Source organism: Lysinibacillus sp. LZ02 (assembly GCF_050613145.1).
Classification (GTDB): Bacteria; Bacillota; Bacilli; order Bacillales_A; family Planococcaceae; genus Lysinibacillus_B.
In genome coordinates this window covers 3,511,353-3,527,511 of the sequence record NZ_CP192507.1, presented here as the reverse complement: position 1 = coordinate 3,527,511, position 16,159 = coordinate 3,511,353, and the positions used below count along the sequence as shown (strand labels likewise).

Here is a 16,159-nt window from a genome sequence, read left to right as displayed (position 1 = left end):
TGAAAGAAATAAGAAGGGGGTTTTACAATGAATAAAAAGGTTTGGTCACTTGGGCTATTATTGCTCATGTTAATGCTTGTGCTTGTTGCCTGTAATTCGGATGTAACAGACGATTCGGCGACAACGGACACAGGTACTGAAAGTGATAAAGAGGGAAATGTTGAGAATGATGCGCCAACTTCACCGCAAGTATTAGTATTTGGGCGTGGTGGAGATTCTGTGTCACTTGATCCCGCTATTGTAACAGATGGCGAATCATTTAAAGTAACAAAAAATATTTTTGAAACATTACTAGAGTTTGGTGAACAAGATACAACAGTAAATCCCGGCTTAGCAGAAAGTTGGGAAATTAGTGACGATGGGTTAACGTACACATTCAAATTGCAACAAGGTGTTAAATTCCATGATGGGACAGATTTCAATGCAGAAGCCGTTGTGAAAAATATTAATCGCTGGAAAGCTGGAACAGAAGAAGACTTCTATTACTTCAATTCCATGTTTAAAGCAGAAGGGGCAGATATTATTACAGATGTGGTTGCTGAAGATGAGCATACAGTCGTATTTACATTATCTCGTCCACAAGCACCATTCTTAAAGAACTTAGCGATGAGCCCATTTGGCATCGCATCACCAACTGCGTTTGAATCAGCTGGCGATTCCTTTGGCGACAATCCAGTTGGTACAGGGCCATTTAAATTTGTGGAATGGAAGCGTAATGATTCCATTACGATTGAAAAGTTTGCAGATTACTGGCAAGAAGGATTACCGAAATTAGATCGTGTTATTTTCCGTGCTATTCCGGATAACTCTGCACGTGTAAATGCTTTAACAGCAGGTGATATTGATTTAGCTGATGGGATTAATCCATCTGATGGTACTTCAATTGAGTCGAATGCAGCACTTCAATTAATCGAACGTCCATCTATGAATATTGGTTACTTAGGTTTAACGAATACACGTCCACCATTTGATAACAAATTAGTACGTCAGGCGGTGAACCACGCGATTAACAAGCAAGCCATTGTAGATGCATTCTTCGAAGGGCGTGCAGAAGTAGCCGTAAATCCGATGCCATCATCTATTAGTGGCTATAACGATGAAATCGAAGGGTATGAATATAGCCCAGAGAAAGCAAAAGCGTTATTAGCAGAAGCTGGTTATGATGGTTCTCCGATTGAACTATGGGCAATGCCAGTACCACGTCCATATATGCCAGACGGGATGAAAGTAGCGGAAGTTATTCAGAAAAACCTTGAAGATGTAGGGATTCCATCAAAAATTGTGACATATGAATGGGCGGTCTATTTAGAGAAAACGAAGAATGGGGAAGCAGATGCGTTTATGCTCGGTTGGACAGGTGACAATGGTGACGCAGATAACTTCCTATATACGTTACTAGATAAAGATAATATCGGAAGCAATAACTATGCATATTACTCAAATGATGCAGTGCACGATTTATTAATCGCAGCACAATCTGAAACAGACGAAAATGTACGGAATGATCTTTATAAACAAGCACAAGAGATGATTCATGCGGATGCACCGTGGGCACCATTGGCACACTCGACACCGTTACTTGCTGCAAAATCAACTGTAAAAGGTTTCGTACCACATCCAACCGGTTCTGATATTTTAATGAATGTTTCGATGGAATAGTTAAATAGAAAAGGGAGGAACATATCGCCTCCCTTTTTTTCTAAATTTCTAGCAAATTCTTTAGAAGAGGTGAAGACAATGCTTCACTATATTATGAAACGACTTGTTCATTTAATTCCTGTGTTACTAGGGATGTCTATTATTGTCTTTTTAATTATTCATGCCATTCCAGGAGATCCGGCGCAAGTCATTTTAGGTCAACAAGCAACAGCAGAGGCCGTTGCAGCATTGCGTGAATCATTGGGATTAAATAATCCGTGGTATGTACAGTATTTTAGCTACTTGCAAGATATCGTAACTGGCAATTTAGGCGAATCCTTGCGTACAAGGCAACCGATTACGACAGAAGTTTGGCCATATTTAGCTGCTACATTTGAGTTGGCATTTTTTGCGATGGCGATTGCTGTCATTGTCGGTATGAACGCGGGCATTATTTCAGCGTGGTTCCAAAATTCAAAGTTTGACTACATCGTGATGGTGATCGCATTAGTCGGCGTTTCGATGCCAATTTTCTGGCTTGGATTAGTTGAACAATGGCTTTTTAGTATTAAGCTCGGGTGGCTTCCAACTTCAGGGCGTGAAGAAGTACGTGATCCGGTCATAGCAATTACGCATTTTTATTTAATCGATACGTTGATTCAAGGACGTTTCGATCAATTTATTATCGTGTTAAAACATTTAGTACTCCCGGGTACTGCGTTAGCCACGATTCCAACAGCCATTATCGCCCGTATGACACGGGCTTCTATGCTAGAAGTGATGCGTTCAGATTTTGTTCGTACAGCTCGCGCAAAAGGGCAGCGTATGTTGATTGTCATTTATAAACATACACTGAAAAACGCGTTAATCCCTGTGTTAACGGTAATTGGTTTACAAACAGGGCTGCTGTTAGGTGGCGCCATTTTAACAGAAACGATTTTCAGTTGGCCAGGTATTGGTCGCTATATTTATGAAGCGATTGGCTACCGAGATTATCCTGTTATTCAGTCAGGTATTTTAATCGTCGCATTTTTATTCGTCATGATTAATTTGCTTGTGGACATTTTATATACCGTTATTGACTCAAGGATTAAATATAACTAGGGAGGGATGGAAAATGTCTCAGATCGTATCCAATGCGCCATTGCAAGAAATTAAAGAAGAAAAAGTAGTTGGCCCATGGAAAGAAGCATGGCGAAGCTTTAAAAAAAGCAAATCAGCTCTTTTTGGCATGGGGATTGTGCTATTTTTCATCCTTCTCGCTATGATTGGTCCTTACATTGCACCGCAAGGGATTAATGAGCAAAATTTAGCGGAGCGTCTAGCCCCCCCATCGAGTGAGTACTGGTTTGGGACAGATGATTTAGGGCGCGATATTTTTTCACGCATTTTACATGGGACACGCATTTCATTAACAGTTGGTTTTACAGCAGTCATCTTGTCTGCCGTCGTAGGGAGCTTTTTAGGGATTATTTCAGGGTATTATGGACGCTGGCTGGATACGATGATTTCGAGGTTGTTTGATATTATGCTCGCTTTTCCGAGTATTTTATTGGCCATCGCGATTGTATCTATCTTAGGTCCATCTTTACAAAATGCTTTAATTGCGATTGCAATTATTAACGTACCGAATTTTGGGCGACTCATTCGTTCGCGTGTACTCACCGTAAAAGAAGAGGAATATATCCACGCGGCCAGAGCGATTGGGATGAAAAATGCCCGTATTTTATGGCGCCATATTTTACCGAATTCGATGACGCCGATTATTGTACAAGGGACTTTAGCGGTTGCTACGGCGATTATTGAAGCAGCAGCATTAGGATTTTTAGGACTTGGCGCAGAAGCACCTACACCTGAATGGGGGAAAATGTTAGCAGATGCCCGTATTTTTTTACTGAATGCACCGTGGGCGATGATTTTCCCAGGGTTAGCGATCATGCTAACGGTTATTGGTTTTAACTTAATGGGCGATGGCTTACGCGATGCACTTGATCCGAAGATGAAAAATTAGACACGTAAAGGGGCTTTTCAACGGGCTCCTATTTTTTATGGGTAGCTTAAACTCCCGTAAAAAAACCGGCAAGCGATTCGCTTACCGGTTAATAAAATTCTTCTTCTAAATCTACATTTTTTTCTTTCCCATGATAGCTACGATACGACACGATGAGCGTATCTAAATGCTCTAGATTTTCCTCATAATCTAAAATACGCGATAAAATATAGAGCAAGTGATAGCTTGAAAACTCTTCTTCATCTTCTAGCTCTTGTGCTAAGGCAATTTGCTTAATGAAAATTTCCATCACTTCATTGCGCTGCAAATATTCCTCATGTTGCATCCACTGTGAATGTTCAGGCTTTAATTTCCCCGTATATTTAAGCAGTAATTGTTCATGGTATGTCAGTAAAAAATCGAGTCGTTCTTGAATCATGAGACGGAACTGTTCAGGTAAATTGCTAAGTTCATTTTCATGTTTGTGCAGCCGTTGCAATAGCTCTAAACTTTTTTTAGAGGTGATAATCATTTGGCGATACACAACGAGTTTACGAGCCTTTACAAATTTTTGATTGCGGAAGTATCTCCGTTCTTCTTTGTAAAAGTCATATAAAGTATAAATATCACTCATACGGGCTGTTAACTTCTTTAATGCCATTTTTGTCGATGTATGCTCACTTGCTTGGCGGACAGCAAGGCGCGTCCAACGAATAATATCATCTTGAAGCGCGTTAATCGTTTTAAATAATTTCACTTCATAGCGCGGTGGGATAAACACTAAATTCACAATAAAAGCAGCGAAGACTCCGACCATGACCGTAGCAAAACGAATAAGACCAAACATTAAAAAGTCATCGCCCTGAATTTCCATAATGGCAACAACCGTAACAAGCGCTAATGTTACTGATTTTTCGAGGTTAAATTTCATCATTAACCCGATAACGATAATGGCTGCCATACCAATGGCAACAATATGATGGCCAAATAGCAAGCCAAAGATCACCGCAACCGCAGCGCCGATTAAGTTCCCTTGAATTTGCTCCAAGATACTTAAATAAGAGCGATAAATAGACGGCTGAATCGCAAAAATGGCAGCAATTCCCGCAAATACCGGCGAAGGTAAATGGAGTAGCTCAGATAAAAATAGTGCAAATATAATGGCGACACCAGTTTTGAATACACGGGCACCTAATTTCATAAAACGTGAAGCCCTCTCTTTCTATTTCATAATCAATGAAGACACTTCGCCGGATTCCCTCTTAGAGTTGTGAAAATGCGTAATCAACCGCAGCGATTGTCTCTAAAATATCTTCTTCTGTATGCTCGGTTGTTAAGAACCATGCCTCATACTTAGAAGGTGCTAAATTTACACCTTTTGAAATCATTAGTTTGAAGAAACGACCAAAAATTTCACCATTGGAGTTTTCGGCTTGTTCGTAGTTTTCTACTTTCTCATCTGTGAAGTAAATTGTCAATGCACCTTTTAAGCGATTGACCGTAATTGTCACATGATGTTTCTCAGCTGCTTGTAAAATGCCTTTTTCAAGAATAGCACCTAGACGATCCATTTCATCGTATACACCTGGTTGTGCTAATACTTCAAGGCAGGCGATACCTGCAAGCATAGACGCTGGATTCCCGGCCATTGTTCCCGCTTGATATGCTGGTCCAAGTGGTGCAACAGTTTCCATTACTTCTTTTCGGCCGCCGTAAGCACCGATTGGTAGACCACCACCAATTACTTTCCCCATTGCTACTAAATCAGGTGTTAAACCTAACATCGTATGCGCTGCACCATAATGGAAGCGGAATGCTGTAATGACTTCATCGTGAATTGTTAATGCGCCGTATTCTTTTGCAAGTGCATGTACATGTTCTAAGAAGCCAGGATGCGGTTCCACGATACCAAAGTTCCCAACGATTGGCTCGATTAAAATACCAGCTACTTGGTTACCCCAACGTTCCATCGCTAAATTGAATTCTTCTATATTATTAAATGGTACGGTAATCACTTCTGTTGCAACGGATTGTGGTACACCTGCAGAATCAGGAGAGCCGAGTGTTGCAGGACCAGAACCAGCAGCTACTAATACTTGGTCAAAGTGGCCGTGGTAGCAACCAGCAAATTTAATGATTTTATTGCGACCTGTGTATGCACGGGCAATACGAACAGTCGTCATAACCGCTTCTGTACCCGAGTTGTTGAATCGTACTTTGTCTAAAGTGGGAATGGCCTCTTTTAACATTTTCGCAAATTTTACTTCATGCTCAGTTGGCGTGCCATATAATACGCCTGTTTCAGCTGCATGAGTAATTGCTTTTGTGATATGTGGATGACCGTGACCTGTTACGATGGGACCGTATGCTGCTAAGTAGTCAATGTAGCGATTACCATCTACATCCCAAAAATATGCACCTTTCCCACGCGCCATGACAACAGGTGCGCCACCGCCAACTGCTTTATATGATCGAGATGGGCTATTCACACCACCTACGATATGCTCGCATGCTTCTTTATAAATTTCCTCGGATTTTGAATGATTCATTGTTTTGCCTCCAAACTTAGTTTGTCATGTCTATTGTAGTCCCAATCTCTTTGAAACGCCAAAGAAATTGAAAGACTGACGAGACTTCGGTACGATAGAGAAAAGATAGGGAGGGGTTCGATGTCATTGTTAAATCAAAAGGCACCAGATTTCACGTTAGAAAATGAAAAGGGCGAGCAAGTGAGTCTGTCTGATTTCAAAGGAAAACAGGTGGTGCTTTATTTTTATCCGAAAGATATGACGCCAGGATGTACGACGGAAGCATGTGATTTCCGTGATGCATATGAAGATTTTTCTTCATTAAATGCAGTGATTTTAGGGGTCAGTATGGATGATGCGAATAAGCATACGAAGTTTATTGAAAAGCACGGTCTACCATTTTCGTTACTAGTGGATGCGAATCATGAAGTTGCGGAAAAGTACGGTGTATGGGTGCTAAAGAAAATGTACGGCCGTGAATATATGGGGATTGAGCGCTGTACATTCCTGATTAATGAAGAAGGAATCGTTGTAGCGGAGTGGCGTAAAGTAAAAGTGAAAAATCATATTGAAGCGGTATTATCGCAGTTAAAAGGGGAATAAGAGAGATGCGCGTCTATTTTACATTTGAACCAAGACCAAATTTATGTAAGCCGTTAGTAGAAGAGTTTCCAGAAGTGGAGTTCATTTTTGAGCAAGGGGTTCGGGACGATGTACTTCGCGAAACGGATATTCTTGTCACATACGGCGAAGATTTAACGGATGACAAAATTGCGGTTGCGGAGAAATTACAATGGATTTTTGTTGCCTCTGCAGGGGTCGAGAAAATGCCAGCGCAAGCTATTGCAGAGCGCGGCATTTACGTATCGAATGTGCGCGGTATTCATAAAAAGCCGATGACCGAATCGATTTTAGCACATATTTTATCATTAAAGCGTGGGCTGCCAAGTATTTATGCACAACAAGCTCGCGGTGAGTGGAATAAAAAAGTTCGATTAACAGAGCTAAACGGTAGCACAGCACTTATTTTAGGACCAGGGGCGATTGGTCAGGAAATTGGGCGCATTCTACAGGCGTTTGAAGTACATACAATAGGTATTAATAGCTCAGGTGCAATGACTAATTATATGAATGAAACGTATCCGATTGCACAGTTGCTACAGCATTTACCAAAAGCGGATATCGTTATTGCCATGTTGCCGAGCACGCCGAACACAAAAAACTTAATTGGGCGTGAACACTTTGAAGCCATGAAGGAAAGTGCGATTTTTATGAACTTCGGTCGGGGTGATTTAGTAGATGAAAATGTACTTGTGCAAGCGCTGCAAGAAAACCTCATTGCTCATGCGGTATTAGATGTATATGCAGAAGAGCCATTACCAGCTAACAATCCAATATGGCAATTGAAAAATGTAACGGTATCACCGCATTTATCAAGTCATTCATCACGTTACGTAGAGCGTAGCCTTGCTATTTTTAAACCGAGTCTTCGTAAATGGTTAGATGGTGAGAGACAGCTTGAAAACGAAATGAATCTTTTACGTGGCTATTAAATAGAGAAATGATGTCGAAATGAGAGAAAAATCTCTTCATTCTCAATTAAAACTTATAATTGAGAATATTTTCATCTAAAAGTTTCTTTGAATGTGGGAAAGTATGGAGATAACTAAGGAATTGTTGACAAGTTGTGGATAAATTTCGTACACTGTTTATAACAATTATAAATTAATAATTATTTATGAAATGAGGTGCATGGCGATGTCTGATGAAATGCATTTAAAAGACGCGTTAGACACGTTAAAGACTACGGGTGTTCGAATTACTCCACAGCGTCATGCTATTTTGGAATATCTAATTAACTCCATGATTCATCCTACAGCAGATGATATATATAAAGCGCTGGAAGGTAAATTTCCAAATATGAGTGTCGCGACAGTTTACAACAACTTACGTGTGTTCCGTGAAGTGGGGCTTGTAAAAGAGCTAACTTACGGAGATGCAGCAAGTCGTTTTGATTTTGTCACAAACGATCACTACCATATGATTTGTGAATGTTGTGGTAAAATTGTAGACTTCCACTATCCTGGTCTTAACGAAGTAGAACAATTTGCTTCGCATGTGACAGGTTTCCAAGTAAATTCGCATCGTCTGGAAGTTTACGGAACTTGCCAAGAGTGTCTAGAAAACGAAAACAAAACAGCGTTATAGCATGTGAACCTAGTAGTAAAACAGCTACTAGGTTTTTTTATGTTTTATGATAAGTGCGGAGCTTACTTGTAGAAAAAGAAAAAAGCTAGCGCTAACCACCAGCCTTTAATTCTTCTTATTATAGTTTTGATCGAATTCTTTTCCTTCGAGTGTTGGGTCTAGTGTCAGTGGCTCATTACAGTACATGCACATATCGACACGACCTAGTACTTTTGTGTACTTACCGCAATTTGGACATTCGACTTGTACAGCTTTTGTTGACAATAAACCAATCCAACCATAGACGACTGTACTTCCGATAACACATAATAGTCCAAGTGACATAAAGATCAGTACTAAAATTTGATTTTCACGGAAGAAAATCGCACCGTACATAATAACAAATCCAATAAAGATAAGTGATAGTGCAAATGAACGGATTTTATTTATTTTGCTAGAATACTTCTTCATTTTATTTGCCTCCCAATCTAAAATTACTATACCATAGATTGAATTTATTTTAGAATTATAATCTTTTGAAAGGATTTACTAAATAGTACGTCGAACATTTCAACATAGTAATAGTGTAAACTTTAGGGGGTACTTTTATGGAACACATCTTACGTCCAATCTATCAGGAGCGTGCGAGTCATCCTGATACATTAGGTGTAATATTGATTAATAAACGTGATGATGCCATCAATCTGACAGATACATTTGATTCGGTATTATTGATTATTGTGAAAGAGGCGGATCAACCAATTTTTACAAAGCATTATTTGTATAGCGATACGAAAATGGTGATGCACGTCGTAACGGAAAAACGTTTACGAAAGTGGCTTTTCATTGGCTCGAATCGAAAGTTAGTCGATTGGATTTTCTTTGGGAAAGTGCTCTTTGACCGAAATGAATTTTTATATAAATTGCGTTCTGAACTACAAGAGTTTCCGTTTTACGGACGTAAAATTAAAACAGGTATTCAATTTAGTAAGTTAATCCGTCGTTATTTAGAAGGGAAGGAATTTTTTGAACGAGGTGATTACTTAGATGCCTATAATTATGTAGTGGAGTCGCTTCATCATCTCGGGCGCTTATCGGTCATTGATAGTGGTTTGTATCCTGAAGTGACAGTGTGGGCGCAGGTGAAAAAGATTGAACCAGCTGTTTATAAACTATATGAAGAATTGATTACGAGTAATGAGACATTGGATAAACGATTAGAGCTATTATTTCTAGCAAGTGAGTTCCTTATCAATTCAAGAACGCACGATGGAGCCCAACATATAGTAGAAGTAATGCTTACTAAACCGACTTGGAAAATTCAAGAGTTACACGCTCATGAAGAGTTAAGCTATTACTCTACAGATTTAGAGGTATTTGTCGAGTATTTAATTGATAAAGGTTATATTATTGTAGAGCCTGTAATCGCAAAAAATGAAATCGTATTCCATCGTCATTATCGAGTAGATAAACAGTTTATTGAAAGCGAATATGGCTTATAGTATAGTAATCGAGGCATGTGTGACATGCCTCGGAATTTTTTTTGAAAAAGTGTTGACATTTAATATTTCTGTATTGTAATATATTAATTGTCGCTAAGACGTGACGCTTTAAAATATCAATCTTCGAGAGTCATTCATGAAAAAAACTTTTTAAAAAGTTGTTGACAAACGAAAATGAAAATGTTAAATTAGAGAAGTCGCTGAAATGAGCGAAAAACAATATGAACTTTGAAAACTGAACAAGCAAAACGTTAACAATAAATGTTTCTAAATAAGAAACAAAATTTTGGACATCAAACATGATGCCAGCAAATTTGAGCTTACTCAAATTCTTTTATGGAGAGTTTGATCCTGGCTCAGGACGAACGCTGGCGGCGTGCCTAATACATGCAAGTCGAGCGGACTTTCATTTGATGCTTGCATCAGATGAAAGTTAGCGGCGGACGGGTGAGTAACACGTGGGCAACCTGCCCTGTAGTTTGGGATAACTCCGGGAAACCGGGGCTAATACCGAATAATACTTTCTAATACATGTTAGAAAGTTGAAAGATGGTTCTGCTATCGCTACAGGATGGGCCCGCGGCGCATTAGCTAGTTGGTGAGGTAACGGCTCACCAAGGCGACGATGCGTAGCCGACCTGAGAGGGTGATCGGCCACACTGGGACTGAGACACGGCCCAGACTCCTACGGGAGGCAGCAGTAGGGAATCTTCCACAATGGGCGAAAGCCTGATGGAGCAACGCCGCGTGAGTGAAGAAGGATTTCGGTTCGTAAAACTCTGTTGTAAGGGAAGAACAAGTACAGTAGTAACTGGCTGTACCTTGACGGTACCTTATTAGAAAGCCACGGCTAACTACGTGCCAGCAGCCGCGGTAATACGTAGGTGGCAAGCGTTGTCCGGAATTATTGGGCGTAAAGCGCGCGCAGGCGGTCCTTTAAGTCTGATGTGAAAGCCCACGGCTCAACCGTGGAGGGTCATTGGAAACTGGGGGACTTGAGTGCAGAAGAGGAAAGTGGAATTCCAAGTGTAGCGGTGAAATGCGTAGAGATTTGGAGGAACACCAGTGGCGAAGGCGACTTTCTGGTCTGTAACTGACGCTGAGGCGCGAAAGCGTGGGGAGCAAACAGGATTAGATACCCTGGTAGTCCACGCCGTAAACGATGAGTGCTAAGTGTTAGGGGGTTTCCGCCCCTTAGTGCTGCAGCTAACGCATTAAGCACTCCGCCTGGGGAGTACGGTCGCAAGACTGAAACTCAAAGGAATTGACGGGGGCCCGCACAAGCGGTGGAGCATGTGGTTTAATTCGAAGCAACGCGAAGAACCTTACCAGGTCTTGACATCCCGGTGACCACTATGGAGACATAGTTTTCCCTTCGGGGACAACGGTGACAGGTGGTGCATGGTTGTCGTCAGCTCGTGTCGTGAGATGTTGGGTTAAGTCCCGCAACGAGCGCAACCCTTGATCTTAGTTGCCATCATTCAGTTGGGCACTCTAAGGTGACTGCCGGTGACAAACCGGAGGAAGGTGGGGATGACGTCAAATCATCATGCCCCTTATGACCTGGGCTACACACGTGCTACAATGGACGGTACAAACGGTTGCCAACCCGCGAGGGGGAGCTAATCCGATAAAACCGTTCTCAGTTCGGATTGTAGGCTGCAACTCGCCTACATGAAGCCGGAATCGCTAGTAATCGCGGATCAGCATGCCGCGGTGAATACGTTCCCGGGCCTTGTACACACCGCCCGTCACACCACGAGAGTTTGTAACACCCGAAGTCGGTGAGGTAACCTTTTGGAGCCAGCCGCCGAAGGTGGGATAGATGATTGGGGTGAAGTCGTAACAAGGTAGCCGTATCGGAAGGTGCGGCTGGATCACCTCCTTTCTAAGGATATTTTCGGAATACTGACATGGTCAGTAGTTAACGTTTTGCGTTCAGTTTTGAAAGTTTATAATAGTAAACTTTTAAAGAGGGCCTATAGCTCAGCTGGTTAGAGCGCACGCCTGATAAGCGTGAGGTCGATGGTTCGAGTCCATTTAGGCCCACCATATATATTTTATATACCTCTTCATTTGGGGCCTTAGCTCAGCTGGGAGAGCGCCTGCCTTGCACGCAGGAGGTCAGCGGTTCGATCCCGCTAGGCTCCACCAAATATATTGATTTATATCGCAATGTGATGTAAATCAGTAATTTTGTTCTTTGAAAACTGGATAAAACGACATTGAAAGCAAACACAAATTTCTATTTTAAATAGATAAGAGTCAAAACAAGTCAAGTAACATTGACGTGTCAACTTAAAATCTTGAACGTTGTTCAAGTATAACTTGGTTAAGTTATTAAGGGCGCACGGTGGATGCCTTGGCACTAGGAGTCGATGAAGGACGGCACTAACACCGATATGCCTCGGGGAGCTGTAAGTAAGCTTTGATCCGGGGATTTCCGAATGGGGGAACCCACTACGTTTAATGGCGTAGTACCTTTACGTGAATTCATAGCGTACTGGAGACAGACCCAGGGAACTGAAACATCTAAGTACCTGGAGGAAGAGAAAGAAAATTCGATTCCCTGAGTAGCGGCGAGCGAAACGGGAAGAGCCCAAACCAAGAGGCTTGCCTCTTGGGGTTGTAGGACACTCTATACGGAGTTACAAAGGCATGTATTAGGCGAAGCGACTTGGAAAGGTCCGCCAGAGCAGGTAATAGCCCTGTAGTCGAAAGTACATGCCCTCCAGAGTGGATCCTGAGTACGGCGGAACACGTGAAATTCCGTCGGAATCCGGGAGGACCATCTCCCAAGGCTAAATACTACCTAGTGACCGATAGTGAACCAGTACCGTGAGGGAAAGGTGAAAAGCACCCCGGGAGGGGAGTGAAAGAGAACCTGAAACCGTGTGCCTACAAGTAGTTAGAGCCCGTTAATGGGTGATAGCGTGCCTTTTGTAGAATGAACCGGCGAGTTACGATTACGTGCGAGGTTAAGTTGTGAAGACGGAGCCGCAGCGAAAGCGAGTCTGAATAGGGCGATGTAGTACGTGGTCGTAGACCCGAAACCAGGTGATCTACCCATGTCCAGGGTGAAGGTGAGGTAACACTCACTGGAGGCCCGAACCCACGCACGTTGAAAAGTGCGGGGATGAGGTGTGGGTAGCGGAGAAATTCCAATCGAACTTGGAGATAGCTGGTTCTCTCCGAAATAGCTTTAGGGCTAGCCTCGTGATGAGAATACCGGAGGTAGAGCACTGTTTGGACTAGGGGGGCATCTCGCTTTACCGAATTCAGACAAACTCCGAATGCCGGATATTTATGCACGGGAGTCAGACTGCGAGTGATAAGATCCGTAGTCAAAAGGGAAACAGCCCAGACCACCAGCTAAGGTCCCAAAGTAATCGTTAAGTGGAAAAGGATGTGGCGTTGCTTAGACAACCAGGATGTTGGCTTAGAAGCAGCCATCATTTAAAGAGTGCGTAATAGCTCACTGGTCGAGTGACGCTGCGCCGAAAATGTATCGGGGCTAAACGATTCACCGAAGCTGTGGATTCACACCATTGGTGTGAGTGGTAGGAGAGCGTTCTAACTGCGCTGAAGTCAGACCGGAAGGACTGGTGGAGCGGTTAGAAGTGAGAATGCCGGTATGAGTAGCGAAAGACAGGTGAGAATCCTGTCCACCGTATGACTAAGGTTTCCTGAGGAAGGCTCGTCCGCTCAGGGTTAGTCGGGACCTAAGCCGAGGCCGACAGGCGTAGGCGATGGACAACAGGTTGATATTCCTGTACTACCTCCCCACCGTTTGAGAAATGGGGGGACGCAGAAGGGTAGGGTAAGCAGAGCGTTGGTTGTCTCTGTTCAAGCAGTAAGGTGTGTACGTAGGCAAATCCGCGTACTAATACATTGAGCTGTGATGACGAGTCCGTATGGACGAAGTTCCTGATCTCACGCTGCCAAGAAAAGCCTCTATCGAGGTGGGAGGTACCCGTACCGCAAACCGACACAGGTAGTCGAGGAGAGAATCCTAAGGTGTGCGAGAGAACTCTCGTTAAGGAACTCGGCAAAATGACCCCGTAACTTCGGGAGAAGGGGTGCTCTGGTAGGGTGAAAGCCCGAGAGAGCCGCAGTGAATAGGCCCAGGCGACTGTTTAGCAAAAACACAGGTCTCTGCAAAACCGTAAGGTGACGTATAGGGGCTGACGCCTGCCCGGTGCTGGAAGGTTAAGAGGAGTGGTTAGCGCAAGCGAAGCTATGAATTGAAGCCCCAGTAAACGGCGGCCGTAACTATAACGGTCCTAAGGTAGCGAAATTCCTTGTCGGGTAAGTTCCGACCCGCACGAAAGGCGTAACGATCTGGGCACTGTCTCAACGAGAGACTCGGTGAAATTATAGTACCTGTGAAGATGCAGGTTACCCGCGACAGGACGGAAAGACCCCGTGGAGCTTTACTGTAGCTTGATATTGAAATTTGGTGCAACTTGTACAGGATAGGTAGGAGCCAGAGAAACCGGAGCGCTAGCTTCGGTGGAGGCGTCGGTGGGATACTACCCTGGTTGTACTGAATTTCTAACCCATGCCCCTTAGCGGGGTAGGAGACAGTGTCAGGCGGACAGTTTGACTGGGGCGGTCGCCTCCTAAAAGGTAACGGAGGCGCCCAAAGGTTCCCTCAGAATGGTTGGAAATCATTCGTAGAGTGTAAAGGCACAAGGGAGCTTGACTGCGAGACCTACAAGTCGAGCAGGGTCGAAAGACGGGCTTAGTGATCCGGTGGTTCCGCATGGAAGGGCCATCGCTCAACGGATAAAAGCTACCCCGGGGATAACAGGCTTATCTCCCCCAAGAGTCCACATCGACGGGGAGGTTTGGCACCTCGATGTCGGCTCATCGCATCCTGGGGCTGTAGTCGGTCCCAAGGGTTGGGCTGTTCGCCCATTAAAGCGGTACGCGAGCTGGGTTCAGAACGTCGTGAGACAGTTCGGTCCCTATCCGTCGTGGGCGTAGGAAATTTGAGAGGAGCTGTCCTTAGTACGAGAGGACCGGGATGGACATACCGCTGGTGTACCAGTTGTCGTGCCAACGGCATCGCTGGGTAGCTATGTATGGACGGGATAAGTGCTGAAAGCATCTAAGCATGAAGCCCCCCTCAAGATGAGATTTCCCATTACGCAAGTAAGTAAGACCCCTGAAAGACGATCAGGTAGATAGGTTCGAGGTGGAAGTGTGGCGACACATGGAGCTGACGAATACTAATCGGTCGAGGACTTAACCACATTTTGTGAATTGCACAATGTACCGTTTATCCAGTTTTGAAGGAACAAAAAAATTAAAATACTTGAATACTAATTTTGAGTATGATATAATTTGAAATGTCTTTCAAAAGTCTAGTGATGATGGCAAAGAGGTCACACCCGTTCCCATACCGAACACGGAAGTTAAGCTCTTTAGCGCCGATGGTAGTTGGGGGCTTCCCCCTGTGAGAGTAGGACATCGCTAGGCTTACCAATAAAAATATTCCGAAGTAGCTCAGTGGTAGAGCAACCGGCTGTTAACCGGTTGGTCGTAGGTTCGAGTCCTACCTTCGGAGCCATTCTTCTTGGAGAGTTGTCCGAGAGGTCGAAGGAGCACGATTGGAAATCGTGTAGGCGGTTAACGCTGTCTCAAGGGTTCAAATCCCTTACTCTCCGCCAGCCTAAATATTACATTATTGGCCCGTTGGTCAAGTGGTTAAGACACCGCCCTTTCACGGCGGTAACACGGGTTCGAATCCCGTACGGGTCACCATTTAAATAAACCCAGATGGAGGATTAGCTCAGCTGGGAGAGCACCTGCCTTACAAGCAGGGGGTCGGCGGTTCGAGCCCGTCATCCTCCACCATATCATTTTAATAGTATTATCGCGGGGTGGAGCAGTTCGGTAGCTCGTCGGGCTCATAACCCGAAGGTCACAGGTTCAAATCCTGTCCCCGCAACCAATGGTCCCGTGGTGTAGCGGTTAACATGCCTGCCTGTCACGCAGGAGATCGCCGGTTCGATCCCGGTCGGGACCGCCATTTATTTAAAATTATATTTATATGGGTCAGTAGCTCAGTTGGTAGAGCATTAGATTGAAGCTCTAAGTGTCGGCGGTTCGATTCCGTCCTGACCCACCATATTTCCAAATTGCCGGTGTAGCTCAGTTGGTAGAGCAACTGACTTGTAATCAGTAGGTCGTGGGTTCGACTCCTATCGCCGGCACCATTTTGGAGGGGTAGCGAAGTGGCTAAACGCGGCGGACTGTAAATCCGCTCCTTCGGGTTCGGCGGTTCGAATCCGTCCCCCTCCACCATT

At 43.8% G+C, this 16,159-nt stretch carries 10 protein-coding genes, 11 tRNA genes and 3 rRNA genes; 21 read left to right on the top strand and 3 right to left on the bottom strand.

Going from position 1 to position 16,159, the window contains the following annotated elements; translation table 11 throughout:
- Positions 1–27: 27 nt before the first annotated feature.
- The 3 genes from ACQQ2I_RS17135 (at position 28) to ACQQ2I_RS17125 (ending at position 3,649) form a co-directional block, all read left to right on the top strand.
- Positions 28–1,659 carry an ABC transporter substrate-binding protein gene (locus tag ACQQ2I_RS17135; RefSeq protein ID WP_431027967.1) on the top strand — a complete coding sequence of 544 codons (1,632 nt, stop codon included), beginning with the start codon at positions 28–30 and terminating at the stop codon, positions 1,657–1,659.
- Between the two features lie 78 nt (positions 1,660–1,737).
- Complete coding sequence (locus ACQQ2I_RS17130) at positions 1,738–2,742, top strand: ABC transporter permease (RefSeq protein WP_431027966.1); 1,005 nt, start codon at positions 1,738–1,740, stop codon at positions 2,740–2,742.
- Between the two features lie 13 nt (positions 2,743–2,755).
- A complete protein-coding gene (locus tag ACQQ2I_RS17125) occupies positions 2,756–3,649 on the top strand; it encodes an ABC transporter permease (RefSeq protein WP_431027965.1) in 894 nt (297 codons plus the stop codon).
- Between the two features lie 88 nt (positions 3,650–3,737).
- On the opposite strand, the gene ACQQ2I_RS17120 is transcribed toward ACQQ2I_RS17125, so the two are convergent.
- Both ACQQ2I_RS17120 and ACQQ2I_RS17115 read right to left on the bottom strand, forming a co-directional pair.
- Positions 3,738–4,829: an aromatic acid exporter family protein gene (locus ACQQ2I_RS17120; RefSeq protein ID WP_431027964.1), complete on the bottom strand. Its 1,092-nt coding sequence runs from the start codon at positions 4,827–4,829 to the stop codon at positions 3,738–3,740.
- A 61-nt stretch (positions 4,830–4,890) separates the two neighbouring features.
- Positions 4,891–6,177 (bottom strand): glutamate-1-semialdehyde 2,1-aminomutase, encoded by a 1,287-nt coding sequence (locus tag ACQQ2I_RS17115; protein WP_431027963.1) that lies wholly within the window; start codon positions 6,175–6,177, stop codon positions 4,891–4,893.
- Positions 6,178–6,297: 120 nt separating this feature from the next.
- On the opposite strand from ACQQ2I_RS17115, the gene bcp reads away from it, so the two are divergent.
- From bcp to perR, 3 genes are all read left to right on the top strand, one after another.
- The gene (gene bcp, locus ACQQ2I_RS17110; RefSeq protein ID WP_431027962.1) at positions 6,298–6,759 is read left to right on the top strand and encodes a thioredoxin-dependent thiol peroxidase; all 462 of its coding nucleotides are present in this window, start codon (positions 6,298–6,300) and stop codon (positions 6,757–6,759) included.
- A 5-nt stretch (positions 6,760–6,764) separates the two neighbouring features.
- The gene (locus tag ACQQ2I_RS17105) at positions 6,765–7,709 is read left to right on the top strand and encodes a D-2-hydroxyacid dehydrogenase (protein ID WP_431027961.1); all 945 of its coding nucleotides are present in this window, start codon (positions 6,765–6,767) and stop codon (positions 7,707–7,709) included.
- Positions 7,710–7,908: 199 nt separating this feature from the next.
- A complete protein-coding gene (gene perR / locus ACQQ2I_RS17100) occupies positions 7,909–8,364 on the top strand; it encodes a peroxide-responsive transcriptional repressor PerR (protein WP_391375309.1) in 456 nt (151 codons plus the stop codon).
- Between the two features lie 105 nt (positions 8,365–8,469).
- Here the strand turns inward: perR and ACQQ2I_RS17095 are convergent, their stop codons facing one another.
- Positions 8,470–8,814, bottom strand: coding sequence for a YgzB family protein (locus tag ACQQ2I_RS17095; protein WP_431027959.1), 345 nt, complete (start codon positions 8,812–8,814; stop codon positions 8,470–8,472).
- A gap of 137 nt (positions 8,815–8,951) precedes the next feature.
- Between ACQQ2I_RS17095 and ACQQ2I_RS17090 the strand changes: the two genes are divergently transcribed.
- The 15 genes from ACQQ2I_RS17090 to ACQQ2I_RS17020 all read left to right on the top strand — a co-directional run bounded on the left by ACQQ2I_RS17090 (position 8,952) and on the right by ACQQ2I_RS17020 (position 16,157).
- Positions 8,952–9,845, top strand: a complete 894-nt coding sequence (locus ACQQ2I_RS17090) for a nucleotidyltransferase-like protein (protein ID WP_431027958.1) — start codon at positions 8,952–8,954, stop codon at positions 9,843–9,845.
- A 333-nt stretch (positions 9,846–10,178) separates the two neighbouring features.
- Positions 10,179–11,733 (top strand): 16S ribosomal RNA (locus ACQQ2I_RS17085).
- Between the two features lie 87 nt (positions 11,734–11,820).
- Positions 11,821–11,897, top strand: a tRNA-Ile gene (locus ACQQ2I_RS17080).
- Positions 11,898–11,923: 26 nt separating this feature from the next.
- Positions 11,924–11,999 (top strand) — tRNA-Ala (locus tag ACQQ2I_RS17075).
- A gap of 176 nt (positions 12,000–12,175) precedes the next feature.
- A 23S ribosomal RNA gene (locus ACQQ2I_RS17070) occupies positions 12,176–15,103 on the top strand.
- A gap of 110 nt (positions 15,104–15,213) precedes the next feature.
- Positions 15,214–15,329 (top strand): 5S ribosomal RNA (gene rrf, locus ACQQ2I_RS17065).
- Together the 16S, 23S and 5S rRNA genes with 11 tRNA genes alongside form the textbook arrangement of a ribosomal RNA operon.
- A gap of 16 nt (positions 15,330–15,345) precedes the next feature.
- A tRNA-Asn gene (locus ACQQ2I_RS17060) sits at positions 15,346–15,420 on the top strand.
- Positions 15,421–15,428: 8 nt separating this feature from the next.
- Positions 15,429–15,520: transfer RNA gene (locus ACQQ2I_RS17055), tRNA-Ser, on the top strand.
- 19 nt (positions 15,521–15,539) lie between these two features.
- Positions 15,540–15,614, top strand: a tRNA-Glu gene (locus tag ACQQ2I_RS17050).
- A 17-nt stretch (positions 15,615–15,631) separates the two neighbouring features.
- Positions 15,632–15,707 (top strand) — tRNA-Val (locus ACQQ2I_RS17045).
- 20 nt (positions 15,708–15,727) lie between these two features.
- Positions 15,728–15,804, top strand: a tRNA-Met gene (locus tag ACQQ2I_RS17040).
- Positions 15,805–15,806: 2 nt separating this feature from the next.
- Positions 15,807–15,882, top strand: a tRNA-Asp gene (locus tag ACQQ2I_RS17035).
- Positions 15,883–15,905: 23 nt separating this feature from the next.
- A tRNA-Phe gene (locus ACQQ2I_RS17030) sits at positions 15,906–15,981 on the top strand.
- Positions 15,982–15,993: 12 nt separating this feature from the next.
- Positions 15,994–16,069, top strand: a tRNA-Thr gene (locus tag ACQQ2I_RS17025).
- 4 nt (positions 16,070–16,073) lie between these two features.
- Positions 16,074–16,157 (top strand) — tRNA-Tyr (locus tag ACQQ2I_RS17020).
- Positions 16,158–16,159 lie beyond the last annotated feature (2 nt).